This window comes from Nocardioides sp. NPDC047086, assembly GCF_040643685.1.
Lineage (GTDB): Bacteria > Actinomycetota > Actinomycetes > Propionibacteriales > Nocardioidaceae > Nocardioides.
On the sequence record NZ_JBEYUV010000005.1, the window covers coordinates 149721 to 174696 of the forward strand.

The 24976-nt window shown below is 69.6% G+C and carries 23 protein-coding genes; 4 read left to right on the plus strand and 19 right to left on the minus strand.

Annotated elements, in window-relative coordinates:
* Window positions 1-22: 22 nt before the first annotated feature.
* From fusA to ABZ796_RS06300, 6 genes are all read right to left on the minus strand, one after another.
* The gene (fusA, locus tag ABZ796_RS06275; RefSeq protein ID WP_357335461.1) at window positions 23-2137 is read right to left on the minus strand and encodes an elongation factor G; all 2115 of its coding nucleotides are present in this window, start codon (window positions 2135-2137) and stop codon (window positions 23-25) included.
* Between the two features lie 83 nt (window positions 2138-2220).
* Entirely contained in the window at window positions 2221-2691 is a 471-nt protein-coding gene (gene rpsG, locus ABZ796_RS06280; RefSeq protein WP_141806234.1) for a 30S ribosomal protein S7, read from the minus strand.
* A 1-nt stretch (window position 2692) separates the two neighbouring features.
* Window positions 2693-3064, minus strand: coding sequence for a 30S ribosomal protein S12 (gene rpsL, locus ABZ796_RS06285; RefSeq protein ID WP_091052356.1), 372 nt, complete (start codon window positions 3062-3064; stop codon window positions 2693-2695).
* Between the two features lie 263 nt (window positions 3065-3327).
* Window positions 3328-4578 (minus strand): MFS transporter, encoded by a 1251-nt coding sequence (locus tag ABZ796_RS06290; protein WP_357335463.1) that lies wholly within the window; start codon window positions 4576-4578, stop codon window positions 3328-3330.
* Window positions 4575-5036: a MarR family transcriptional regulator gene (locus tag ABZ796_RS06295; RefSeq protein ID WP_357335464.1), complete on the minus strand. Its 462-nt coding sequence runs from the start codon at window positions 5034-5036 to the stop codon at window positions 4575-4577. The genes ABZ796_RS06290 and ABZ796_RS06295 overlap by 4 nt, the downstream gene beginning before the upstream one ends.
* A gap of 77 nt (window positions 5037-5113) precedes the next feature.
* Window positions 5114-5263: a DUF1059 domain-containing protein gene (locus ABZ796_RS06300; protein ID WP_357335466.1), complete on the minus strand. Its 150-nt coding sequence runs from the start codon at window positions 5261-5263 to the stop codon at window positions 5114-5116.
* A 71-nt stretch (window positions 5264-5334) separates the two neighbouring features.
* On the opposite strand from ABZ796_RS06300, the gene ABZ796_RS06305 reads away from it, so the two are divergent.
* Complete coding sequence (locus tag ABZ796_RS06305; RefSeq protein ID WP_357335468.1) at window positions 5335-5721, plus strand: DUF2530 domain-containing protein; 387 nt, start codon at window positions 5335-5337, stop codon at window positions 5719-5721.
* Between the two features lie 3 nt (window positions 5722-5724).
* Here ABZ796_RS06305 and ABZ796_RS06310 read toward each other — a convergent pair whose 3' ends face one another.
* The 5 genes from ABZ796_RS06310 to ABZ796_RS06330 all read right to left on the minus strand — a co-directional run bounded on the left by ABZ796_RS06310 (window position 5725) and on the right by ABZ796_RS06330 (window position 11369).
* Window positions 5725-6519 (minus strand): DUF3027 domain-containing protein, encoded by a 795-nt coding sequence (locus tag ABZ796_RS06310; protein ID WP_357335512.1) that lies wholly within the window; start codon window positions 6517-6519, stop codon window positions 5725-5727.
* 175 nt (window positions 6520-6694) lie between these two features.
* On the minus strand, window positions 6695-7246 hold the full coding sequence (locus ABZ796_RS06315) for an ATP/GTP-binding protein (protein ID WP_084101379.1): 552 nt from the start codon (window positions 7244-7246) through the stop codon (window positions 6695-6697).
* Window positions 7247-7286: 40 nt separating this feature from the next.
* A complete protein-coding gene (locus ABZ796_RS06320) occupies window positions 7287-7637 on the minus strand; it encodes a DUF742 domain-containing protein (protein ID WP_008360948.1) in 351 nt (116 codons plus the stop codon).
* 28 nt (window positions 7638-7665) lie between these two features.
* Entirely contained in the window at window positions 7666-8061 is a 396-nt protein-coding gene (locus ABZ796_RS06325) for a roadblock/LC7 domain-containing protein (RefSeq protein WP_008360946.1), read from the minus strand.
* Window positions 8058-11369, minus strand: coding sequence for a nitrate- and nitrite sensing domain-containing protein (locus tag ABZ796_RS06330; protein ID WP_357335469.1), 3312 nt, complete (start codon window positions 11367-11369; stop codon window positions 8058-8060). Before ABZ796_RS06330 ends, ABZ796_RS06325 begins: the two co-directional genes overlap by 4 nt.
* A 463-nt stretch (window positions 11370-11832) precedes the next feature.
* On the opposite strand from ABZ796_RS06330, the gene ABZ796_RS06335 reads away from it, so the two are divergent.
* A complete protein-coding gene (locus ABZ796_RS06335) occupies window positions 11833-12231 on the plus strand; it encodes a cold shock domain-containing protein (protein WP_357335471.1) in 399 nt (132 codons plus the stop codon).
* Here the strand turns inward: ABZ796_RS06335 and ABZ796_RS06340 are convergent.
* Window positions 12228-12935, minus strand: coding sequence for a M50 family metallopeptidase (locus ABZ796_RS06340; RefSeq protein WP_357335472.1), 708 nt, complete (start codon window positions 12933-12935; stop codon window positions 12228-12230). The genes ABZ796_RS06335 and ABZ796_RS06340 overlap by 4 nt on opposite strands.
* A 79-nt stretch (window positions 12936-13014) precedes the next feature.
* The gene (locus ABZ796_RS06345; RefSeq protein WP_357335474.1) at window positions 13015-13860 is read right to left on the minus strand and encodes an ExsB family transcriptional regulator; all 846 of its coding nucleotides are present in this window, start codon (window positions 13858-13860) and stop codon (window positions 13015-13017) included.
* Window positions 13861-13991: 131 nt separating this feature from the next.
* Between ABZ796_RS06345 and lepB the strand changes: the two genes are divergently transcribed.
* Entirely contained in the window at window positions 13992-14756 is a 765-nt protein-coding gene (gene lepB, locus ABZ796_RS06350) for a signal peptidase I (protein WP_357335476.1), read from the plus strand.
* 122 nt (window positions 14757-14878) lie between these two features.
* On the opposite strand, the gene ABZ796_RS06355 is transcribed toward lepB, so the two are convergent.
* The 3 genes from ABZ796_RS06355 to ABZ796_RS06365 form a co-directional block, all read right to left on the minus strand.
* Window positions 14879-16030, minus strand: coding sequence for an RDD family protein (locus ABZ796_RS06355; protein ID WP_357335478.1), 1152 nt, complete (start codon window positions 16028-16030; stop codon window positions 14879-14881).
* 129 nt (window positions 16031-16159) lie between these two features.
* Window positions 16160-18103: an FHA domain-containing protein gene (locus ABZ796_RS06360; RefSeq protein ID WP_357335479.1), complete on the minus strand. Its 1944-nt coding sequence runs from the start codon at window positions 18101-18103 to the stop codon at window positions 16160-16162.
* Window positions 18104-18179: 76 nt separating this feature from the next.
* Window positions 18180-19007: a protein phosphatase 2C domain-containing protein gene (locus ABZ796_RS06365; protein ID WP_357335481.1), complete on the minus strand. Its 828-nt coding sequence runs from the start codon at window positions 19005-19007 to the stop codon at window positions 18180-18182.
* A gap of 282 nt (window positions 19008-19289) precedes the next feature.
* Here ABZ796_RS06365 and ABZ796_RS06370 point away from each other — a divergent pair, with 282 nt between their 5' ends.
* Window positions 19290-21281 (plus strand): helicase-associated domain-containing protein, encoded by a 1992-nt coding sequence (locus ABZ796_RS06370; protein WP_357335483.1) that lies wholly within the window; start codon window positions 19290-19292, stop codon window positions 21279-21281.
* Here the strand turns inward: ABZ796_RS06370 and ABZ796_RS06375 are convergent.
* From ABZ796_RS06375 to ABZ796_RS06385, 3 genes are read right to left on the minus strand one after another with little or no spacing between them, the layout of a single operon-like run.
* Window positions 21256-22284, minus strand: coding sequence for an ABC transporter permease (locus tag ABZ796_RS06375; RefSeq protein WP_357335485.1), 1029 nt, complete (start codon window positions 22282-22284; stop codon window positions 21256-21258). The two genes, ABZ796_RS06370 and ABZ796_RS06375, sit on opposite strands and share 26 nt — an antisense overlap.
* Window positions 22281-23813 (minus strand): sugar ABC transporter ATP-binding protein, encoded by a 1533-nt coding sequence (locus ABZ796_RS06380; RefSeq protein WP_357335486.1) that lies wholly within the window; start codon window positions 23811-23813, stop codon window positions 22281-22283. Before ABZ796_RS06380 ends, ABZ796_RS06375 begins: the two co-directional genes overlap by 4 nt.
* 3 nt (window positions 23814-23816) lie before the next feature.
* Window positions 23817-24932, minus strand: coding sequence for a substrate-binding domain-containing protein (locus ABZ796_RS06385; RefSeq protein ID WP_357335488.1), 1116 nt, complete (start codon window positions 24930-24932; stop codon window positions 23817-23819).
* Window positions 24933-24976: the final 44 nt, after the last annotated feature.

A 24976-nucleotide genomic window follows, 5' to 3' on the forward strand; every position in this document is an offset into this window, starting at 1 on the left:
CCCTGGTCGGGCGACCCGAAGGTCACTCGCCGCGGGCCTTCTTGATGATCTCGTCGGCGACGTTCGTGGGAACCTCGGCGTACGAGTCGAACTCCATCGAGTACGACGCCTGACCGCTGGTCTTGGACCGGAGGTCACCGACGTACCCGAACATCTCGGACAGCGGAACGAGAGCCTGGACGACCATGTCGCCGTGGCGCTCCTCCTGAGACGACACCTGGCCGCGACGCGAGTTGATGTCGCCGATAACGGTGCCGAGGAACGACTCGGGGGTCGTGACCTCGACGGCGAACATCGGCTCCAGCAGGACGGCCTTGGCCATCCGCGCGGCCTCCTTGAAGGCCTGGTTGCCGGCGATCTTGAAGGCGAGCTCGGAGGAGTCGACGTCGTGGTAGGCGCCGTCCTCGAGCGAGACCTTCACGTCGACCATGGGGAAGCCGGCGAGAATACCGAACTCCATGGCGTCCTGCGCACCCTGGTCGACCGAGGGGATGTACTCCTTCGGAACGCGACCACCGGTGACGTTGTTGACAAACTCGTAGCCCGCACCCTGGCCGGTCTCCTCGTCGATGTTGGGCTCGACGGAGATGACGACCTTCGCGAACTGACCGGAACCACCGGTCTGCTTCTTGTGGGTGTAGCTGTGGTTCTCGACCTTCTTGCGAAGCGTCTCGCGGTAGGCGACCTGCGGCTTGCCGACGGTGGCCTCGACCTTGAACTCGCGCTTCATCCGGTCGACGAAGACCTCGAGGTGGAGCTCACCCATACCAGCGATGATGGTCTGGCCGGTCTGCTCGTCGGTCTTGACCGTGAAAGTCGGGTCTTCCTCGGTGAGGCGCTGAATCGCCGTGCCGAGCTTCTGCTGGTCACCCTTGGTCTTCGGCTCGATGGCGACCTCGATCACGGGGGCCGGGAAGCTCATCGACTCCAGGACGACCGGGTTGGCCGGGTCGCACAGGGTGTGACCGGTCTTGGTGTCCTTCAGACCCATGACGGCCACGATCTGGCCGGCGCCCACCGAGTTGATCTCCTCACGCTTGTTGGCGTGCATCTGGTAGATCTTGCCGATGCGCTCCTTGCGGCCGTTGATCGGGTTGACCACGGTCGCACCCGCCTCGACCTTGCCGGAGTAGACGCGCAGGTAGAACAACTTGCCCAGGTGGGGGTCGGAGGCAATCTTGAAGACCAGACCGGAGAAGGGCTCGTCCTCGGAAGGCTTGCGAGCGACCTCGATCTCCTCGTCCTTGACGTCGTGACCGACGATCGACTCGACGTCGACGGGCGAGGGCAGGTAGTCGACGATCGCGTCGAGCAGGGGCTGGACGCCCTTGTTCTTGAACGCGGTGCCGGTGAGGATCGGGTTGAGCTTGTCGGCCAGGGTGGCGCGACGGACGGCGGCCTTCAGGGTCGGCGCGTCGAAGACGTCACCGTCCTCGAGGTAGACCTCCATGATGTCGTCGTCGGCCTCGGCGAGGGTCTCGACGAGCTTCTCGCGCCACTCGGCGGCCTTGTCGACCATGTCGGCAGGGATCTCCTCGACGACGTAGTCCTCACCCTGGGCGGTCTCGCCGCGCCAGACCTTGGCGTTCATCTCGATGAGGTCGACGACGCCGATGAAGTCGGACTCGGCACCGATCGGCAGTTGCAGCACCAGCGGGGTGGCGTGCAGCTTGTCGACGATCGAGTCGACGACCATGTAGAAGTCGGCACCCGTGCGGTCGAGCTTGTTGACGAAGCACATCCGCGGGACGGCGTACTTGTTCGCCTGACGCCACACGGTCTGCGACTGCGGCTCGACACCGGCAACGCCGTCGAACACTGCGACGGCACCGTCCAGGACGCGCAGCGAACGCTCCACCTCGACGGTGAAGTCGACGTGCCCCGGGGTGTCGATGATGTTGATCTGGTGGTCCTTCCACCAGCAGGTCGTCGCGGCAGACGTGATCGTGATGCCGCGCTCCTGCTCCTGCTCCATCCAGTCCATCGTGGCTGCGCCCTCGTGGACCTCACCGATCTTGTACGAGATACCGGTGTAGAACAGGATGCGCTCGGTGGTGGTGGTCTTACCGGCATCGATGTGCGCCATGATGCCGATGTTGCGGACCACATTGAGGTCCGTGGTGATGTCGACGGCCACTGTCTTCAGCGTTCCTTAAAGAGATTGTCTTCGGTCTGGATGGACGGGGTGCCCACATTGTGATGCAAGCACCCCGCCGTACGTCACCAGCGGTAGTGCGCGAAGGCCTTGTTGGACTCGGCCATCTTGTGGGTGTCCTCACGCTTCTTCACAGCGGCACCGAGGCCGTTGCTGGCGTCGAGGATCTCGTTCATCAGGCGCTCGGCCATCGTCTTCTCACGACGGTCCTGGGCGTAGCCGACGAGCCAGCGCAGCGCGAGCGTGGTGCCACGCGTGCCCTTGACCTCGATCGGAACCTGGTAGGTCGCGCCACCGACGCGGCGGGACTTGACCTCGATGGCCGGCTTCACGTTGTCCATCGCACGCTTGAGCGTGACCACGGGGTCGGTGCCGGTCTTCTCGCGGCAGCCCTCGAGGGCGGTGTAGACGATGCGCTGCGCAACCTGCTTCTTGCCGTCCTGCAGGACCTTGCTCACCAGCTGGGTGACCAGCTGGGAACCGTAGACGGGGTCGACGACGAGCGGACGCTTGGGAGCGGGACCCTTACGAGGCATCTCACTTCTCCTTCTTCGCGCCGTAGCGCGAGCGGGCCTGCTTGCGGTTCTTGACACCCTGGGTGTCGAGCGTGCCGCGAATGATCTTGTAACGAACGCCGGGGAGGTCCTTCACACGACCGCCGCGGACGAGCACGATGGAGTGCTCCTGAAGGTTGTGACCCACACCCGGGATGTAAGCGGTGACCTCGACGCCGGAGGAGAGGCGCACACGGGCGACCTTCCGGAGGGCGGAGTTCGGCTTCTTCGGGGTGGTGGTGTAGACGCGCGTGCAGACGCCACGGCGCTGCGGCGATCCCTTGAGGGCAGGCGTCTTCGACTTCGTCGCCTTGTCCTCGCGGCCCTTGCGGACCAGCTGGTTGATGGTGGGCACCTCGGTGGTTCCCCTTCTTTTCTGCTCTCACTACGCGGCGCTCTGCCGCGAAGGATCCAATGTTGTGCGTCCAGGTGGTGCGATACCAACTGGTCCCGCCTAGCCCCCGAGGTCGGGCGTGTCGCCCTTACCTCAACAGCACGAAGACGGATCTTTCGAACCGAATCCCCACTTGAGGGCGCCGAACCCGGGTCCGAGACCCATTTCTCGAGCTTGTTCCGGGCACGCGCGACGGCCTGGTTGTCCCAGACACGCTCCAGAGGCTACCCGGCGGCCTGAGAGGGGGTCAAAACGGCCCGGATACCACCTCTGAGCGCGGCGAGGACCAGCACCCCCGCAAGCGTACCCACCAACACCAGAGCGCCACTGGCGTACAGGGTCGCGCGGGCGCCGAAGTGCTCGCCGACGAAGCCGATGAGCGGAGCGCCCAGCGGGGTACCGCCCATCAGGACGGTCATGTAGATCGCCATCACCCGGCCACGGAACTCCGGGGCCGCCTCGGTCTGCATCGTGGCGTTGCAGGCGTTGAGGGTGGTGATCGTGAAGAAGCCGAGGACGGGCGAGATCAGGGCGAAGAGGGCGTACGTCGGCATCATCCCGGACACGATGACGGTGAGGCCGAACCCAGTCGCCGCAAGCACGATCAGCTTGAGCGGGATCCGGGTGCGGCGGGCACCGAGCAGGGCGCCGGAGAGCGAGCCGATGGCCAGGACGGTGCCGAGCAGGCCGTACTCGCTGGCGCCCTTGCCGAACTCCTCGGTCGCCATCAGGGCCGAGGTGATCGGGAAGTTCGCCCCGAAGGTGCCGACGAAGAAGATGATCACCAGGACCATCAACATCTTGGGCTGCGTACGGATGTAGGCGAGGCCCTCACGCAGCATCCCGCTGCGCCGCGCAACCGGATCGGGCGAGTGCAGCTCGGCGGTGTTCATCCGCTGCAGCTGGCCGATCACGGCGAGGTAGGAGACCGCGTTGACGAGGATCACCCAGCCGGTCGCCTCGGGACCGCTGCCCAGCCAGCCGATGAGGAGCCCGGCCAGCGCCGGCCCGATCAGACGGGCGAGGTTGAACGAAGCCGAGTTGAGACCGACGGCGTTGGTGAGGTCGTCGGGGTGGACCATCTCCGAGACGAACGACTGCCGGCCGGGCCCGTCGAACGCGGCACCGGTGCCGAAGAGGAACGCGATCACGTAGACCATCCACACCTCGGCGTGGCCGCTCACCGCGAGCACACCGAGCAGGAGCGACATCAGGGCCATCCAGCCCTGGGCCGCCTGCAGCAGACGCCGCTTCGGGAAGCGGTCGGCGATGACCCCGGCGTAGGGGCTGAGCAGGAGGATGGGCAGGAACTGCAGACCGGTGGTGATACCGAGTGCCGCTCCCCCGCCGCCCAGGCTCAGGACCAACCAGTCCTGGGCGATGCGTTGCATCCAGGTGCCGACGTTGGAGACGACACTGCCGGCTAGGTAGAGGCGGTAGTTGTGGCTGCGCAGGGAACGGAACGTGGGACTCAACTGGTGGCTATTCTCTCCATGATCGAAGCGGCTGTGCGGAGGGCGGCGAGCTCGTCCGCATCGAGGTCGACAAGCTGCTGGGCGAGCCAGGCGTCCCGGCTGAGCCGGTCCTTGCGTACGGTGCGGCGGCCCTTGTCGGTGATCGAGACCAGCACCTGGCGGCGGTCGGTCTCACCCTGGCGGCGGACGACGTAGCCGCCCTGCTCGAGGAAGTTGACCATCCTGGTCATGCTCGGCGGCTGGACGCGCTCGCGCCCGGCGAGGACGCCGAGGGTCATCTCGTCGCATGCGTACAACGCCCCGAGCACCGCCATCGACCCCAGGGAGAGGTCGTTGTCGGGGTGGCGCTCGTTGGCCAGTCGGCGGCGCATCCGCATGACGGAGGTGCGTAGCACCGAGGCGACCTCGGGGATGTCGGAGGCCGCGTCAGAGACGGAGGCGGGCTGTGCGGTAGGCATGTCGGTAAGCATAACTGCTTACCGGCGCTAACTATTCCCGGAAGCGACGGCGCCCTGAGGAGGGCGCCGTCACAGGGTCAGGACATCGCAGCGAGCATGAGGATGTCGTCCCGGCTGTAGGTGCGGCCGGGGTGAGCCTCAGCGAGGTGCTGCTGCACCTGCTCGACCAGCTCGTCGTCGGTCTCCGTGCGGAAGTTGGTGCCGCACGGGCAGCGGAGCGAAGCCATCAGGGACCTCCAAGTCGTCAGCGTTCCTCCCCCACCCTACCGGCTGGTGGTGACCCATAAGATGAGGTCCCATGAGCGACCAGTACCGCGACGACGACTATTCCGGCACCTACCCGGAGCAGCAGTACGACGGGTACGAGGGCGACTACTACCCCGAGGAGGGCGGCTACGCCCAGGACTACGGCTACGACGGGCCGGCTGCCGAGGAGCCGGTCCAGGCCGCCCCGGAGCCGAAGATCGAGCTCGTCGACCAGGACGGCATCCGCGCCTTCGAGCTCGCCACCCTCGGCTGGCTGGTCGGGTTCGTGGCTCTGCTCCCGTTCTGGGGCCTGCTCAACGACCGCGGCTGGACCTGGTGGATCTGGACCTGCCTGGCCGCCTTCGGGATCGGCGCGATCGGCATCGAGCTGACCCGGCGCCGCAAGGCCCGCCGGCTGCGCGCCGAGGGTCTCGCCTGACGGCTAGAACGGCTCGGCGTCGTCGCTGATCGTGTCGAAGACCGGGTCGGGCAGCGGCTGCGGCTCGTGCTTCTTCGCCAGCCGCACCTCCGAGTGCGCGCCGCACCCGTGGTTGAGGCTGACCACCTTGCCGTCGTCGTTGGCGTCGCCGTTGGCGCAGACACCGAAGCTCGTGGCCAGGTGACCGGTCAGCCGGACCAGGAAGCCACAGCTGTGGCACTGGTCGGGGGCGGCCTGGGCGAGCGGCGCTTCGGGACCGCCGTCACCGGCGTACCACCGCTCGGCGGCAGCGTCGAAGCCGGAGATGGACAGGGTCCGGACGCGGCCGAGGCCGAGGTCCTTGGCGACCTCCCGCACCTGAGCCTTCTCGTCGGCGTCGAGCGGGTCGTCACCGAAGGCGTACGTCGGGACCAGCCGGGCGTCGTCGTCCTCGACCGGGAGCAGATCACCGGGCGAGAGGTCGCCCGGCTTGATCCGTTCGCGGTAGGGCACCCAGGCGGGCGCCACGATCGCGGCGTCACCGGGGACGAGGACGACCTCGTTGACGGTCAGTTCGGTCTTGTCGCCGACGACGGGGACATAGACGACCGTGACCGACCAGTGCCACCCCACGTAGCCCTTGCGGGCGCAGGCGAACAGGTGGGTCACGACGCCCGGGCCAGCACCCTTCTCGACCACATGGCCGAGATGTTCTCCGACGTCACCGGCTGGCACGTCGGACAGGAGCGCGGCGCGGGCCTCGTCGACGGCAGCGACGGCCGTCGCATCGGCGTACGGGGTCGTGATCACGGACCACATCTTCACCCACAGGCGCCTCAGGTGCCACTTCGGGGTCACCTTGCGCCACCACAACCTGAACTTCCGCACAACGCGTGATCCTCCCAGACGTACGCCTCTACTGCACAGTCACGGCAGCCCTTGAAACGCCAACACCCGCCGGAGCGGGGCTGCGGCGGGTGTTGGTGACGCTTGGCTACTGAAGAGCGCGCGTGGAGACCATGGAGAGGACGTACTCGACGAGCGAGATCAGCGTCGCCTTGGTCGACTGGCGGTCGCGAGCGTCACAGGTGACGATCGGGATGTCCGGGCGCAGAGCCAGGGCCTCACGGATCTGCTCCGGCTTGTAGGCCTGGTTGGCGCCGAAGACATTGTGGGCCACGACGAACGGCACGTTGCGGGACTCGAAGTAGTCGATCGCGCCAAAGGAGTCGGCGAGGCGACGGGTGTCGATGAGCACCACAGCGCCGATGGCGCCCTGGGTCAGGTCGTCCCACATGAACCAGAACCGGTTCTGACCGGGGGTGCCGAACAGGTAGAGGATCAGGTCGGAGTCGAGGGAGACTCGACCGAAGTCCATCGCGACCGTGGTCGTCTTCTTGTTGGGCACTGCGGAGAGGTCGTCGACGCCGGCGGTCGCCTGCGTCATCACGGCCTCGGTCGTCAGGGGGACGATCTCCGAGACGGATCCCACGAAGGTCGTCTTACCAACGCCGAACCCGCCGGCGATGACGATCTTCGCAGACATCGTCGCCTGCTTGGAGTCGGTGGTCACTGCATTACTCCTGTCAAAGCTTCCTCAGGCCGGACAGCACGCGCTCGAGGAGAGCGGTGTCCGGGGCGTCCGGGACCTTGCTGGCGTGCACCTGCACCACGCCGCGCTCCGCAAGGTCACCGATCAAGACTCGGGCAACACCCAGGGGCACCCGGATGAGCGCCGCGACCTCAGCGACGGAACGGCTCTCGCGGCAGAGCTCTGCGATCGTCCGCTCCTCGGGCGACCGGACGTAGCCGTCGATCACGTAACGGTCAGTGATCACCAGTGCTTCCATCGGGAAGACACGCTTGGGTTGCGTGCGGCCACGGGTCAGGGCGTACGGCCTGACCAGCGGCGGCGGTTCGGATGCGTGGTTGCTCACGATCTCGGTCCTAGGGTCGGGGCACTGATCAGGCGCCGGTTCTGGTATCGGGGGTGAGGGCGGTGGCAACACGCGAGATCAACAGCTGCATCTGGTAGCCAACCTGTCCCAGATCGCAGTCGGGGGCGGCGAGGGCAGCAAGGCTGGAACCCTCACCAACCGCCATGAGGACCAGATAGCCACCGTCCATCTCGATGACCATCTGCTGGACATTACCCGCCGCGAAGCAGCGAGCCGCTCCCTGGGTAAGACTGGTGAGACCGGAGGCGATCGCCGAGAGCTGGTCGGCCCGGTCCGGGGGGAAGTCGACGGAGCTGGCCATCGGCATGCCATCAGCCGACACCAAGATCGCGTGAGCGATGTCAGGGGTGCGCTGGGTCAGGCTGTCGACAAGCCAGTCCAGTCCTGCGGGGGCCGTTGTCACTGCTGCTCCTCACCTTCGGGGTTGCTTTCCGCCTCAGCGGGGTTGTTGCGGGCGCGGCTGACGCCCTTCTGGAAGCTGGACATGCCACGGGTGCGGCGCGCGTCCATGTTACGCGGACCTGATGACGGTGGTGTGACCGAAGGCGCAGCGCCTGGGATCAGGTTCTGGCCCGGGACGCGGACGGGGAGGCCACCCTGCGTGATGGTCGCCGGCTCCTGCTCCTGCAGGTGCTCCAGCTCCTGCGCCCGGCGCCAGCCCTCGTCGCCCGGCGAGGACCAGCTCATCGGCGTGGTCGGCTCGTCGTCCTGGGCGACCGGCTCGTCGACCGGCTCGTCGATCGGCGCGCCCGCCGGACGGGTCTCGTTGGGCTTGGGTCCCGGGCCGGCCTTGGCGGCCGGGGCGATCGGGTCGCTGAGCGGGTCGCCCTTGGACTCCATCGCCCGGCGTGCACCGAGCGGGCGACGACGGGTGAACCACTCCGACTGGAGGTCGTCGAAGATCGAGCTGCCCTCGTCATCGAGGATCGGAACCTCGGTGGTCGAGTCGAGCGGGTTCGGCGAGTTGGTCGGCTCCGGTGCCATCGGGCCCATCGGGCTCGGGGCGATCGCGTCACCGGCAGGACCGAACGGGTCGTCGTCGGGACCGAAGCCCGGCGGCGGCGTACGCGGCGTGGTGCGCTCGTTGGGGCGCTCGAAGGTGCGGAACGCGCCGGTGTCGGTGCCGAACGGGCTTCCGCCCTGGCCGTCCGGGTCGCGACGCGGCAGGTCGCCGGTCTCGGTGCTCGGGTCGAAGCGACCGTCGGGGAAGCGCGCGGCCAGGTCCTCGGCCTTGCGAACCGGCAGCATGTTGGACAGGAAGTTCTGCTGTTGTCCGCTGGGGCTCTGCTGCGGCGCCGGCGGCTGGTTGGCACCGAACGGGTCGCCACCGAACGGGTCTCCCCCGTACTGCGGCTGGCCACCGCTGAACTGCTGCGGCTGCGCCGGGAAGCTGCCCGTGCGCGCCCCCGGACCCTCGAAGCCCGGGTCACCCGGCATCGGCGGGACACCGCCGAAAGCGGGCTGCTGGCCCGTCTGCGGTCCGCCCTGCCCGAAGCCGTTGTGCTGGCCCGAGTGGCCGTTGGCACCCTGCTGCGGGAAGGCCGACGCGCCACCACCCGAGAGGTTGGGGTGGTTGGAGGCGCCAGGCGTACGGCTCGGCAGCGCCGGGGGCGCTGCGGCGGAGGCCGCGGGCGCCTCGGGGGCCGGAAGAGCACCGACGGGCACGTCGTAGGGGTTGCCGCCGGCGTACGGCTGGGCGTCGTAGGCGGGCATCCCGTACTGCATCTCGTAGGGAAGCTCGCCGGTGCCCGGGTAGGCGCCGGTCTGCTGGCCGTAGCCGCCCTGCTGGAAGGCGTAGGCGTCGAAGCCCTGCTGCTGGCCGGACGGAGCCTCCGCGTGAGCGCCGACGATCGTGGTGACCGGCATCTCGACGCGCGCGACCACACCGCGGGGGCGGTTGGGAACGAGCTCGATGTAGAGACCGTGACGCGCCGCCAGGCGCGCGACCACGACCAGACCCATCATCCGGGCGACGTCGGCGTCGAGGCCGGTCGCACGGCGCAGCTTCATGTTGGCCGCGTCGAGCTCCTCCGGCGTCATGCCGATACCGAGGTCCTCGATCTCGACCAGCAGCGGCGCGGCGGGGCCGGCGCGGAAGGTGCGGATCGTGACCGCGGTGTCGGGCGGGGAGAAGTTGGTCGCGTTCTCGATCAACTCAGCGAGCAGGTGCACGAGGTCACCCGCGATCGCGCCTTCGAACTCGGCGTTCTCGTCCGAGTCGATGTCGACCCGGGCGAACTGCTCGATCTCGGAGGCCGCGGCACGGAGGACGTCGAGGACCGGCACCGGACCACGAGCCGCGTGGCCGATCTCGCCACCGGCGAGGACCAGGAGGGACTCGTCGTTGCGGCGCATTCGGGTGGCGAGGTGGTCCAGGCGGAACAGGTTCGCGAGGTCGTCGGGGTCCTGCTCGTTGGCCTCGAGCTGGTCGATGAGCTGAAGCTGACGCTCGACGAGGCTCTGCGAACGGCGGGAGAGGTTCATGAACATCTTGTCGACGTTCGTACGCAGCTCGGCCTGCTCGCCCGCCAGCCGGATCGCCTCGACGTGGACGGCGTCGAACGCGTCCGCGACGTCACCGATCTCGTCTCGACGCGCGATGTCCAGGGGCTCCACATGTGTGTCCACCGGGCCTTCGGCCTGGTTCATGTAGGCGACTCGCTCAGGAAGGTCGTGGTTGGCCAGGTTGTAGGCCAGGCGACGCAGCTGGCTCAGCGGCGACAGGATCGAACGGGCCGCGACCAGGCCGACGGCGAGGGCGAAGATCAGCACACCGAGAACGAGGAGCCCGATCACGATGGCGTCTCGGGTCGCGTCGTCCTTGATCTGCTCGACGTCGTCGCTGATCTCCTGCGCGGTCTGGACGATCATCTTCTGCAGACCACGGATGAACTCCGTGCTGGCCTGGGTGTACTGGTCCGGGGTCATCTTGACCCGGTCCGTGCTGCCGCTGGAGATCACCTGGTTGACGACCCGGTGGGCGGGGGCTCCGATCGCGCCCTCGTCGGTGGTGTCGTTGGTCAGCTCGTCGAGCTGCTGACGGATGTTGTCGGACGTCTTCGCGTAGTAGTCGGCCGTGGACAGGCGCCACTTGGCCTCGGCGCGGGCGAGCTCTGCGAACTCCTCGTCGCTGAGGACGTCGGGGTTGACCGCGCCCTGGCCCTCCTTGACCGCCTTCGCGCTCAGAGCCTTCATCATGATCATGCGCTCGACGCCCATGGCTTCCGAAGCCGGACGCACGTTGCTGATCGCGGCGATCTTGGAGAAGACCTCGTCGTTCTCCAGGGTCGGCATCTGCGCCGAGATCCCGAAGAGGTTGTTCATCACGGTCGTGTAGGCCAGCTGGGCCTCGACCTGGGTGTCCCGCTCCTGGATCTGCGCACGCAGGTCGTCGATGCCGTTGAGCGCCTGCTGGATCTCGACGATGCTGTTCTCGAGGTCCTTGTCGTCGCCGGCGTCGATCTCCTTCGCCTTGGCGCTCCAGGCCTCGATCGACTCGTCGGTCTTCTGCTGCAGCGGCCGCATGACGACCTCGGGAACGCCCGCGAGCGCTCCGTCCCGCTCGAACAGAATGTTGATCGCGAGTTGGTAGGTGTCAGGCAGTGCCTGGGCGACAGTCTCGGCCTGGCGTGCTTCCGCCTGGGCTGAGAGGGCGCGCGAAATGCTCAACCCGCCGAACACCATCGCCGCGATGGTCGGGATGAGCAGCACGAAGATGAGGCGCGCTCGAATTCCCTGCCAGGGCTTACGTTCCGGACGGTGGGTTGTGCTTGCGTATGGCTCGGCCATTACTCCCTCTCGTGGCCATGTCACATCATTCCCGAGAGGCATGCACCCTCTGTGGCGCACACCCCAGTCCCCCGCCGCGAAGTCTGCTGGCACCCGGGCGTACCTGTCTGCAGTCTTTGGCGACCGTAAACTTACGTCATAACTGGTCTCGATTACCAATGGTGTACGAAATCATTTGCAAATCTATGGAGGGGTAGGCGGAGTATAGGCCTCGCCCACGCCTGGGACGAGACGGCGACCCGTCCGTGGACGCCGTCGACGGCCGCAGAGGGGAATACCTCACGCATCTCTGGGCGCTGAGGACTAGGCTCTCCCGCGTCGGCCGTCACAGTCGCCGGGCGACGTACGTTTGAAGCGCTGATGCGCGAGGAAGGGGCAAGCTGCCGTGCCTACTGGCAAGGTCAAGTGGTTCGACGCCACCAAGGGCTTCGGGTTTCTGTCGCAGGACGACGGTCCGGACGTGTACGTCCATGCCGACGCGCTCCCCGAGGGCGCTGCCAAGACCTTGAAGGCCGGCACCCGGGTGGAGTTCGGCATCGCCCAGGGGCGCCGCGGTGAGCAGGCGCTCTCGGTGACCGTCCTCGAGCGCTCCCCGTCCGTCGCCGGGCGCCAGCGTGCCGCCAAGCGCCGCAAGCCCGAGGAGATGGAGCTGATCGTCGAGAACGTGATCAAGCTCCTCGACGACATCCGCGACGGCTACGCCCAGGGCCGACCGCCCACGCGCGAGCTGGCCAAGAAGGTCTCCCCCGCGCTGCGCCAGATCGCCGACGAGTTCGAGCTCTAGATCCAGCTCAGGTCGGGGATCAGGGTCTGCACGCCGACCACCAGGCCGGCGACGTTCACCGCCAGCAGGACGAGGATCCAGAGCACCGACGGGATGCCAGTCAGGCCGGCGAGCTGGTCGGGGTCGGAGCCGCGGCGACCGCGCTCCCCGCGGCCGAGGAGCTCCAGGAGCGGCCTCGGTGAGGCGAGCAGGAGCAGCCAGGTGACCAGCGTCGCGACGATGGTCTGGATGCGGCCGTCGGCGTACCAGCTGATCGCACCCAGAGCGGCGCCGAGCACCAGCAGGACGACGAGGCCGTAGCCGTTGCGTACCCACAGCAGCAGCACGAGCATCGCCGCCACCAGCAGCCACAGCAGCCCCAGGGCGTGGCCGGCGGCGAGCATGGTCGCGCTGAGCAGTCCGAGGAGCGCTGGGGCGAGGTAGCCGGCGGCGAGCATCGCCACCATCCCTGGCCCCGAGGGCTTGCCGCGCGAGAGGGTGACGCCCGAGGTGTCGGAGTGGAGCTTGATCCCGGCCAGGCGCCTCCCCACCAGGACCGCCACCACCGCGTGCCCGGCCTCGTGGACGACCGTGACACCGAGACGTACGGTGCGCCAGGTCCCGCGCCACACGACCAGCACCAGGGCGACGAGCCCGGCGCCGACCAGCCAAGGCGCTTCGGGGACGGTCTGGGTCGCGGTGATCGTGTCCCAGAACTCCCTCACGCCGTCACCTCCGTAGCGCAAGCGCCAGAATACGAACGCGACGGCGTGATGCGCTCATGGTTCGCTCGCTGACGCTCCCTCACCTGACTGCCTTCTGGTTCATCGATCCGGAGCGGAAGCCCCGCGGGTCGATCTCCGCGGCTGGGAATCCTGCGTCTGTCACGGTCTTGAGCACCTCGTCGGCATGGTGGGGGTCGAGAGGCAGGAGGGTAGCGGACAGCTCCACGGTCGCCTTCTCCCCGTGGTCACGCACCCGCAGGTCCACCCTGGCCGCGTCGTGGCCACGGGCGGCCAGGACGCTGCGTACGCCCTGCTCTGCTCTCTCCACGCGCGCGAGGCGCCTCGGGGTGACCTCGAGTCCGTAGGCGATCCGGCTGGAGAGGCAGGCCGCTGCCGGCTTGTCCCAGGTCGGCAGCTCCCAGCGGCGCGAGGCCTCACGGATCTGCGCCTTGGTCAGCCCGGCGTCCCTGAGCGGGGTGATCGCGCCACGCTCGGCGGCCGCGCGGATACCGGGCCGGAGGCCGTTGAGCCCCTCGATCGCGTCGTCGGCGTTGGTGCCGGTGGCCACGTGGGCGAGGCCGAGCTCCCTGGCCAGCGGCACGAGGGTGTCGAGCAGCTCGGCCTTGCAGAAGAAGCACCGGTCGGTGCCGTTGGCCCGGTAGCCCTCCCGCTCGATCTCGTGGGTCTGGGGGGTGATGAGGCGTACGCCGAGGCTCCTCGCGAAATCGGCGGCCGGGTCCCTCTCGGCGATCGGGAGACTGTGCGAGTAGCCCGTCGCCGCGGCGACGTCGTCGCTGCCCAGAGCCCTGGTCGCGGCCGCCAGGAGGAACGCGCTGTCGGCGCCGCCGGAGAAGGCGACCAGCACGCTGCCCCGAGTCTTGAGATCCGCTTCGAGAGCGTTGAGCCGTTGGTCGAGGTCGGACACGCTTCGACCCTATCCGCGCGCCCCAGGGGCTCCTGCGGCGCGACGCCGGGAGGCCGGCTGGTGGATCAGTGCGCGCTGGTGAATTCTGGATAGCGTCCGGGCCCGGACCGTCGTCTGGATAGGGTCTCACCATGGGGGCAGAGCTGGGGGCGTCGACGGGTTCGAGCCGACGGCAGAAGGGACTTCTGGGGTCGCTCATCGAGATCCTGGTCATCGCGGCGACAGCGATCCTGCTCGCCGTCATCATCAAGACGTTCCTGGCCCAGGCGTTCTACATCCCCTCGGAGTCGATGCAGCCCGGGCTGGAGGTCAACGACCGCGTGCTGGTGGAGAAGCCCTCCTACTGGATGGGCGGCACGCCCGAACGCGGCGACGTCGTCGTCTTCACCGATCCCGGCGGCTGGCTCTCCGCCAACCAGATCGCACCTGCGCCGACCGGCTTCCGGGCCGTGCTCGCCAAGATCGGGCTCTACCCGACTGGCGACCATCTGGTGAAGCGGGTCATCGGAGTCCCGGGCGACACCGTGGAGTGCTGCGAGTCGGGGCGCATCGTCGTCAACGGCACGTCCTTGGACGAGTCCTCCTTCATCGCTCCCTCCGAGACCTGCGCCGGCCCGATGGCGCAGGACAACGGGTCGTACGTCCAGGGCGGCTGCCGGGGCTGGAAGGCCGTGGTCCCCGAGGGCCGGCTTTTCGTGATGGGCGACAACCGCGCCAACTCCGCCGACTCGTCCTTCCACCTGTGCAGCCCCGAACGCCAGGAGTCGGGCGACGAGGCCTGCTCGAACGCCTTCGTACCCGTCTCCGACGTCGTCGGCCGCGTCGCCGTCGTCTTCTGGCCCACCGACCGCTTCGGCGTCGAGCACCGCCCGGAGACCTTCGACTCCGTCGACTGAGCACTCCCCGCCGAGTCGGTCGTTGTGGCGGCCGAGAATGCAGTTGTGGGCAACGAAACCGGAGTTTCGTCGCCCACAGCTACAGATTCGACCCGCCACATGTGCAGATTCGGCGGAAGGGGTCAGGCCTCGCGCACCACGTCCATGGTGCGGTCGCCGAACTTGACCTTGTCGCCGTCGACGAGGGCCGCGGGGCGGCGGGCGCCGAGAGCGCGGGCGGCACCCTTACGAATCAGGGTGGTGCCGTTGGTGGAGCCGCGGTCCATGACCACGAGCGTTCCGTCGGCCGCGACCTGGAACTGGGCGTGGGTCTTGGACAGGGACATGTCGCTGGAGGAGAGGGCCACCCGGTGGGCGACCTCCTCGCCGGGACGCGGCTCGGGGCCGCGACCGACGATGGCGAGCCCCTCGACCACGAAGCTCTGGCCGGTGTCGAACGTGACCCGCCAGCGAGCCGTTGCCGCGGGCGGCGCCGTGGGTGCGGGCGGCGGCGGAGGGGCCGGCTGCGCCGCCGGTTGCGCTGCGCGCGGGGCCGGCGGGGCGGGCGGGGCGGCTGGAGCAGGTGGAGCGGGCGGCACGGGGGCCGCCGGAGCCTGGCGGGCGATCGGAGCCGGGACCTGAGTCTGGGCTGCCTGAGCCTCGGCCGCCGCCTGAGCGGCGCTCTGGGTCGGGGCGGCGGGGGTCTGCGGCCGCTCGGCCCGCTCCGGGGTCGCCTCGGCCTGCTTCAGGCGCATGGTGGTCAGGTTGACGATGCGGCGCGGCGCGGGGGCCTCCTCCTCGGCCTCGACGACCGCCGGAGGACGTACGTCCACCACGACCGAGCCAGCACGGCGGTCATGCCACCCCTGGCGCCGGCCACGGTCGTCCATCGCCGCGACCCACGCGAAGGTGGCGGTGCCGATGCCGAGCGTCGGGATCGTGCAGAGACCGAGCAGGGCCTGGCGCACGAACGCCTTGCCGACACCGATGGGCCGGCCCGCGGTTCCGGAGTCGTCGCTGACCACGCGGAGCCCGAGGGCCATCTTCCCGGGGGTCTTGCCCCCGGAGCCGGTGAGTACGGTGCCGACCAGCCAGACCGCCAGCACCACGCCGGCGATCAGGCCGACACCGGGAAGCGGGTTGTCGTTGCGGAAGAAGATCAGCCAGGCGGCGAACCCCGCAGCGGCGAAGATCGCCCAGGCGATCACCCGGTCGATCGCGAACGCGTAGAACCGGCGGTCCGGCTCCGCGATCGCCGCCTCGACGGCTGGGGCCGGTAGACCGGCCACGCTCATGCCGCCGCCTCCGTACGAGAAGACAAAGAATACGGACGCGGCGGCCTGAGGCCCATCCTCACTCGCTGGCGCTCGCTCATGCCGCCGTCTCCACGTGGGAGAACGGCGACACGAGCGAGAGCCGATCGATCATGGGTTGGTCACCCGGATCGTCAGGCTGTCACCGAGGTCGATGACAGCGCCCGGCATGAGCTGGACGGGTACGCCGGGGCGTAGATCCTCCGGGCCGAGACCGGGCTGGACCAGCACTGTGCCGTTGGTCGAGCCGAGGTCGGTGACCACTGCGGCGCCGTGGTCGACACCGGCACCGGGACGGATCTCGCAGTGGGTCGAGGAGATCTCCTGGTGGGGGCTCGGCACGGTCACCAGCATCGGCTGCTCGGTGGGCGTGAACCGGCTCGCCTCGGGGGCGCGGCCGACCAGGACGACCCGGTCGACCTCGACGCGGTCGCCACTGGAGAACTCCAGGCGTGCGACCGGGTAGGCGGTCACCTTCGGTGCCTCGGGCTGGCCGGGGATCCCGGCGAGACCGGCGTTGAGGTCCTCGCCGACGCCGATGCGGGTCAGACCGTCGTGGTCGTCCTCATCGGGGTTGGGCTCCTCCCAGACCGGCTCGTCGTGGGTCTCGGGAACCGGCGCCACGGGCGGAGCCGGCGGCGCGGGCGGGGCCGGGAACGCCGGAGGGGCCGGGGGTGCCGGAGGGATGTCGGTCGGCTGCGCACCGGTCGGCGGGCCGTCGAAGGGCGGCGCCTCGATCGGTGCGTCGCTCGGGGCAGCGTCGATCAGACCCTCGGCCGGTGCGTCCTCGAAGGGAGCGGGCGGCGCGTCCACCGGAGGCGGCGGAGGCGTCGTCAGCGGCGGCGGAGGCGGCACCGAGGGCGGACCGAAGCCGGGCGCCTGAGCCGATTCGGGCTCGTCGTAGGAGTCCGGCTCGCCGTAGGACTCGGGCTCGTCGTACGACTGCTCGTCGACGGCCGGGAGGACCTCGGTCTCCGCGTCGAAAGCCGCGTCCGTGTCGCCCACGGGCTCCGGGGAGACCGCGGAGGGACCGAAGGAGGATGCCACGGCAGCGGCGTGCTCGTCGCTGGCGTAGTCGTCCTCGTAGCCACCGGAGGCGGGCTCGGGGAAGTCCTGCTCGTCGGCGTCCTGGGAGGCGGCCGGCATCTCGAACGCCTCGGTCGGCTCGGTCAGGTCGTCGTGACGCGGCGCCGATGCCTCGCCGGACTCGTCGCCGCGGTTGACCGAGATCGGCTCGTCCGACTCGGAGTCCGCGTCGAAGTCGGGCTCCGGGCCGAGGTCTGCCTCCGTGTCGGAGTCCGGCTGCGAGTCGGCCGCGAGACCGGGGAGGTCACCCGAGACCGGAATCGGCGGAACGACAGAGAGCGATGGCGGAGCCGCGACCGGCTCGTCCTCGTCGAGGCCCTGCTCCTCGGCGGAGTCCAGGTCGTCGGCGAACTCGGGGTAGTTCTCCTCGGGAAGAGGGTCGGTGAGCGGATCGCCCGCGGCCGGCTCGTCGACGCTCTCGTCGGAGCCCTCCTCGACCGCCACCGGGGCAGGTACGAAACCGGCTCGGCTCTCCGGCGAGTCGTCCTGGGTGGACTCCGGGGCCGGCGGCGGAACCTCGAGACCCGAGACCCGCAGCAGGCCACCCAGCGCCGTCATCGGCTCACCGGTCGCGCCCTCCTCGCCGAGCGAGACAGACATCCTGGTGACACCCTCGAGGGTGCGCTCGACCCACGTCTTCGACGACGAGCCGTCGACCTCGACGGCGCCCTCACCAGCCTCGAACGAGACCACGGACGGGCCGCGTACGACCGTGCGCACGCTCCCGCCGTCAGGCGTGACGTCCCCGGAGATGAGGACGAAGCCCGGCAACGAGCTCAAGCCGGTCGCGACGAGTGCGTCGAGCACCTCGTCGAACCCGGCACCGTCGTCGACGAGCGCCCACAGGGCGCCCGCGCGGCTCTTCTCCGAGGGCGGGAGCAGCACCGTGGCGCTCTCACCGATGATGCCGAACCATGTGCCCGGCGTGTAGGACGTGCTTGCGATGGTCGCTGTCTGTCGCTCACTCATGCGGCCACCTCCGTGGCGCAAGCGCCAGAATACGGACGTGGCCGCCTGAGGCCTGAGGTCGCTCGCTGACGCTCACTCATGGCAGCACTCCTAGCTTCTGCTCCATACTCACCCTTTGTTGCTCCGAGTCATACGGGTTCTCCTCCGTCAATCCCATCACATCGACCACGATCGCGGTGGCGTTGTCCCTGCCACCCGCCTCCACCGCGGCGGCGACGAGCTTCTCGGCCGTGTCGCGGGCGTCGGTGTCCTCCGCCGCGAGGATGTCGGCGATCTCAGAATCCGAGATCATTCCGCTCACGCCGTCCGAGCACAGCATCAGCCGCGCGCCCACCGGCAGGGTCACCTGGAAGATGTCGGGGACGGCCGGGGCCATCCCGCCCAGCGCCCTGGTCACCACGTTGCGCTCCGGGTGGTGCTCGGCCTGCTCGCGCGTGATCTGCCCCGAGTCGACGAGCTCCTGGACCAGACTGTGGTCGCGGCTGAGCTGGCTCAGCGTGCCGTCGAAGTATCGGTAGATACGCGAGTCGCCGACGTTGAGCAGGATCCACAACGGACTGCTTCCGCCGTCGGCGATCAGAGCCGCGGCGCAGGTGGTGCCGGACTGATAGTCGGAGGCCCCGCGCGAGCGCTGCTCGAGCGCGAAGGCCACGATCCGGTCCTGGGCCGACTGGAGGGCCTCAACCATCGCCTGGCTGCCGGACTCGGACACGTAATGGGTGCCGCCGAGCTTGGCGAACTCCTGGATCACCATCTCGCTGGCGATGTCACCACCGTCGTGACCGCCCATACCGTCCGCGACGACGAAGACCGGTGGCTCGGCCACATGGGAGTCTTCGTTGACCTTCCGCACCTGGCCGACATCTGTCGCGGCCCCGTGCGCGATCACTACTTTCCTGGACATCTCGCCCCCTAGGCCTGCCGGGATAGCGTGATGCCGATGGACACAGGCTTCCGCTCTCTCGCAGACCAGTTGCGCTCTTGGCCCACAGAGCGCATCTCACGCCTGCTTCTTGCTCGTCCTGATCTCGCCACGCCGTCCCCTCATGACTCCGGCCAACTCGCCGCCCGAGCAGCCACTCGCACATCCTTGCACTCCGCGATGGATGACCTTAACCATCTCGAGCTGATCGTGCTTGATGCCGTTGTCCTCGCGAATCAAACCACCAAAGCCCACTTATCTTCCATGGTGAACGCTGAAGTGGACGCCGCGACACGGGCACTTTCTCATCTGGAGGACACCTGCCTGGTGTGGCGCTCCCTCGACGGCCTGCGCGCGGTGACCGGTGTCGCGGCCCTGCTGCGGGGCTCGCCGGGCACCTCGGGGCTGCAGCCGTTCGCCGCTGACCAGCAAGAAGGCGTACGCAGCCTGCCGGCTGTGTCGGCAGAGGCGCGCGCGATGCTGGCGGCCGTCGACGCCGGCGGCGGGCAGGCCTCCTCCTCCCGCGCGCGCCCGGGCGTCTCGGTGGCCGAGGCGGCCGGACCGGCGGAGGAGCTCATCGCCCACGGGCTGCTGGTGTCCTCGGGCGACGGCATGCTGACCCTGCCCGGCGAGGTCGGGCTCGCGCTGCGGGGCGGACGGACGACGGCCGACCCCGTGGACGTCCCACCGCCCCTGCCGACCTCCTCACGGACGTCCACGCTGGTCGACCGCGCGGCCGCGGGCGCCGCCTTCGAGCTCGTACGCAACCTCGAGCTGCTCCTCGACGCCTGGAGCGCCGCGCCACCCCGGTCGCTGCGCGGCGGGGCGGGGCTGACCGTGCGCGACCTGCGGGCGACCGCCGAGCGGCTCCACCTCACCGAACCGGGCGCGGCCCTGCTGATCGAGGTCGCCTGGTCCTCGGGGCTGCTCGCGCTGGGCACCGACGAGGAGGGCGACCCGTCCTGGATGCCGACCGAGCTCTTCGACCAGTGGCTCCAGCAGCCACTGGCGGCCCGCTGGGCGCACGTCGCCGGCGCCTGGCTGGCCTCGCCGCGCCTTCCCGGCCTCGTCGGGCAGCGTGACCCGGCTGGGAAGACGTGGAACGCGCTGGCGCCCGACCTGGCCGGCGCCTCGGCCGTGGAGACCCGGCGGCTGACGCTGGGCCTGCTCGCCGGGCTTCCGGACGGCGAGGTGCTCGCCGCGGGCACCGGTCCGGCCGCGGTCGTGGCGAGGCTGGCCTGGGAGCGGCCGCGCCGGCCGCGCACCCGCACCGAGTCTCGCGAGTCGCTGGTGGCCTGGGCGCTCACCGAGGCGGAGAGCCTCGGGCTCACCGCGTTCGGCGGGCTGGCTGCGTACGGTCGCCTGCTGGTGGCCGGCGAGGACCCGGTCCCGACCCTGGCCGGGCTGCTGCCGGAGCCGGTCGACCACGTGCTGCTCCAGGGCGACCTGACCGCGGTCGCACCGGGGCCGCTGGAGCCGGCGCTGGCTCGCACGCTGGCCGTGGTGGCGACGGTGGAGTCGCACGGCGGAGCGACGGTCTACCGGTTCACCAAGGAGTCCGTGCGCCGGGCGATGGACCGCGGCTGGACCGCCACCGAGATCCACGCGTTCCTCACCGCCGCCTCCCGCACCCCCGTTCCGCAGGCGCTCACCTACCTGGTCGACGACACGGCGCGTACGTTCGGGACGGTCCGGGTCGGGTTCGCCGCCGCCTACCTGCGCAGCGACGACGAGGCGGCGCTGGCCGAGCTGCTGGCCCATCCGGCGGCCGAGTCGCTGGGGCTGCGGCGGCTGGCGCCGACGGTCGTCGTCAGCACCGTCGCGCTCGACTCGCTCCTCCCCCGGCTGCGCGAGCTGGGACTGGCGCCGGTCGTCGAGGCACCCGACGGGACGGTCCACGTCGCGCGTCCCGATGCCAAACGCGCCAAGGCCCGCAACGCGCCGCGCCCAGCAGGTGCCCAGGAAGCCCAACTCACCGTGCGCGCGACCGCGGTGGCCGCGCGCATCCAGGCCGGCGACGAGACCGCCGCCTCCCGCCCGTTGCCACCCGAGCCGGCCTCGACCATGGCGATCCTCCACGAGGCCATCGATGCCGGGGAGCAGGTCGTGATCTCCTACGTCGACGGCCGCGGGGTCGCCGGTGAGGCCCGCGTCGAGCCCGTGGGCATCGACGGCGGCTCCCTCGCGGCCCGGGTGGAGGACGACGTACGTTCCTTCGCGCTGTCCCGGATCAGGAGTGTCCGGCCGGGGTCGTGACCTTCGGCTCGGCCTCTGCCGGCTGCTCGGGCTCCCCGGATCTCCGGCGGCCGCGCCAGAGCATGCGGCCGCGGGTCTCCCACTGGGAGAGCGCAACCGCGAGGATGAGCGCGACGCCGTAGAAGAGGTCGTTGACCCAGCGCGGTGAGCCGCCGAGCTGGAGGCCCTTGATGCCGACGGCGAGGACGTACATCGCCACCAGGGTGCCCCACACGTTGAACCGCCCGCCCCGGAACTGGGTCGACCCCAGGAACACAGCGGTCAGCGCGGGGAGGAGGAACGACGGCCCGACGGTCGGGTCACCGGCGTTGAGGCGGCTGGTGAGGAGGGCACCGGCCAGCGCGGCGATCGCGCCGCCGGCCATCAGCGCGCCGGTCTGGATCCGAGCCACGCCGACGCCGGCGAGCCGGGCGGAGTCGGGGTTGAATCCGGAGGCGTACATCCGGCGGCCGACGGGGGTGCGCTCGAGGACGTACCAGCTCACCAGGGCCACCGCGAACAGGATGTAGACCGGCACCGTCACACCGGCCCACTGCGTCGTGGCGAGGGTACGGTAGGAGGGGCCGAGGTCGAGGATCTGCTGGCTGCCGGAGACCCACGCCATCCCGGCGAGCAGGATGGAGCTCATCGCCAGCGTGGCCACGATCGGCTCCACGCGCAGCCGGGTGATGACGACCGCGGTGACCCAGCCGATCAGTGCGCCGACCACCAGCACCAGCGGGAGCTGGACCAGGATCGGAAGCCCCGCCTTGGCCAGCAGCCAGGCCGACAGGATCGCGGTGAAACCGACCTGGGCCCCGATGGCCAGGTTGAGCGAGCCGGTGACCAGCGGGATCAGAGCCGCCAGCGCGGCCAGCCCGGTGAGCGCCTCGGCGTCGAGGATCGAGCGCCACACGCCGATCTGGAGGAACCGGTCCGGGATCCAGATCGAGAAGACGACGAACATCACCACGAAGATGTAGACGGCGCTGATGTTGCGGAAGGAGAGTGCGCGCAGGTTCACGATGGTCCTTGGTTCTGGCTCTCGGGGTGGTCGGGCGTCAGGCCGTAGCCCTCGACGAGCAGGCGGTGCTCGGTGAGCGTCGCACCGGCTAGCTCGGCTGCGAGGCGGCCGTCTCGCAGGACGAGCACGCGGTCGCAGAGCCGCAGCAGCTCCTTGGTGTCCGAGGAGCTCACCAGCACCGCGGTCCCGTTGGCCGCGGCCTGCCCGACCGCCTCGTAGATGGTGGTCTTGGCGCCGATGTCGACGCCCTGGGTCGGCTCGTCGAGCAGCAGCACCAGCGGGTCGTCACGCAGCCACCTGGCCAGCACGATCTTCTGCTGGTTGCCCCCGCTGAACAGCCCGAACCGCTGCTCGGTGCGATGCGGACGAACGTCGTACGCAGCCAGCCGGCGCTCCGCCTCCGTGCGCTCGCGACGGGTGTTGATGGCGCCGCCGGCACCGAGAACGGTGCGCATCTGCGGCAAAGTGAGGTTCTCCCGGGCGCTCATCTGGGCGGTGGAGCCGTGCCGGGCGCGATCGCCCGGAACGAAGGCGACGTTGCGCCGGATGCTGGTCGCCGGGGTCGGCGCCAGGACGACAGCACCGTCGACGGTGAAGCTCCCCGCTTGGGACCGCACCGCGCCGAAGAGCAGCGAGGGCACCGCCTCCCGGCCCGAGCCGAGCACGCCGGCGACGCCGACGACCTCGCCCGGGTGCAGATCGAGGTCGAGGTGCTCGATGGCGCCACCGCGCAGGCCACGGACGCTCAGGACCGGGTCGGTGCTGCGTACGTCCTGGGGCTGGTGGGCCTCGATCTGCGCCGAGGTGGCGCCGGTGATGAGCTCGACGAGCCGGTCGTGGTCGAGTCCGTCGACCGGCTCCGCGGCGACGACTCGTCCGTCGCGCAGCACCACGACCCGGTCGGCGAGCGCGAAGACCTCGTCGAGGCGGTGGGAGATGAACATGACGCCCGCACCGTCGACCGCGAGACGGCGGACCGCCGAGAAGAGGACCTCCACCTCGGCACCGTGCAGCGACTCGGTGGGCTCGTCCAGGACGAGCACGTTGCGCGGGTGCGTCCAGCCGTCCAAGGCGCGGGCGATCGCGACGATCGCACGCTGGCCGGGCGTCAGGGACGCGACCGGAACGGTGACGTCGAACGCGTCCCCGAACCGGGAGACGAGCTCGACGGCACGGCGGCGCTCGGCCCGACTGTCATGGGGCCGCAGTCGGGCCGAGCCGATCAGGTTCAGGTTCTCGACAGCGGTCAGCGCACCGACCAGCGCGAGATCCTGATGGATGAAGTGCAGCTCGGCTGCCTCTTCGCCGTCCGAAGCGGGAAGCTCGACGGTGCCGCCGTCAGCGGCGTACCTGCCCGCGAGGACCTTGACCAGGGTCGACTTCCCGGAGCCGTTGTGGCCGAGCACGGCCACCACCTCGCCGCCGCGCACCTCGAGCGAGACGTCGTCGAGCGCCCGCAGGCCCGGAAAGTCCTTCACCAGGGAGGTGACCCGCAGCAGCGGGTCACCCCTCGATATCTCGGCCGACATCGCTCAGTCGACCAGCCAGATCTTGGCGAAGAGCGCCTCGAGGTCCTCGACCGCCTGGTAGCCGACTGTCGCGTCCTCCGGGAGGTTCTCGGCGTCCGTCACCCGGGTCAGGGTCGAGGCACGGACCTCGGTCGCCGGCCACTCGTACGCGTCGCCGTTCATCTCCCGTAGCAGCTGGTCCAGGACCGTCCACATCATCAGGCTGAGGTCGACCGAGAGGGTCGCGTCCTGGTCACCGGAGCCGATCTGCTCGTAGTTGGGCGGCGAGGTCCACATCCCGATGCCCTTGGTGTCGATGCCGGCCAGCTTCAGCTTCTGGGGCAGGCCGATCTGGACCTCGTCGACGGCGGCGATGAAGTACTCCGTGTCCGGGTTGGCCTGCAGGTCGCTGACCACGCGGTCGGCCGCGGTGGAGCCCAGCTCGGCGATCGGAATGTCGACGGTGCGCAGCGTGCAGTCGGGGCAGAGCTCCTTCATCTTCGCCTTCGCCCCCTCCAGCTCCAGCGGCGAGAACGGGAACTCGGGCACGTTGTAGAAGACGTACTCGCTCGCGCCCTCCGAGCGCATCACGGCAGCCGCGGCCAGCGCGGCGCCGTTGGCCTTCATCCAGTCCGGGCCATTGAACGCCTCGGGCAGATCGTGCTCGACGGTGTTCATCACCGACCCGGAGGCGATCGGAATCCCCTTCTCCGCCAGCGCCTTGGTCTGCGCCTCGAAGAAGACCGGGTCCAGGGTGATGTTGATGACGCCGTCGGGCGCCTTCTCGACGACGGTGTTCATGGCGGCGTTGATGCTCTGCGCGTCCCGGCCGACCTCGACCCGCTCCAGCTCCAGCCCGAGCAGCTTCGCCGGCGCCTGCAGGTTGCCCCACATCACCGCGCTCACAGGGGTGCCGACATCGAGATAGACGACCTCGGCGCCTGGGGCGATGGGCTTGGAGAGCGGCTCATCGATCAGCGGTTCCTTCTCGCCCTCGCCGTTCCACGGCTCCAGGTAGGCCTGCGCGGCCTCGACGTCGGCGTCGGCGCTCGCACCGCTCCCGGCTCCGCTCTCGCTTCCGCAGCCGGCGAGCAGCAGCGCTCCGGCGGCCAGCGCCGTGTACATCCGTTTCGTTCTCATTGTGCGTCGTCCTTGTCTCAGGTGGATCAGGTGGATCTGTGGGG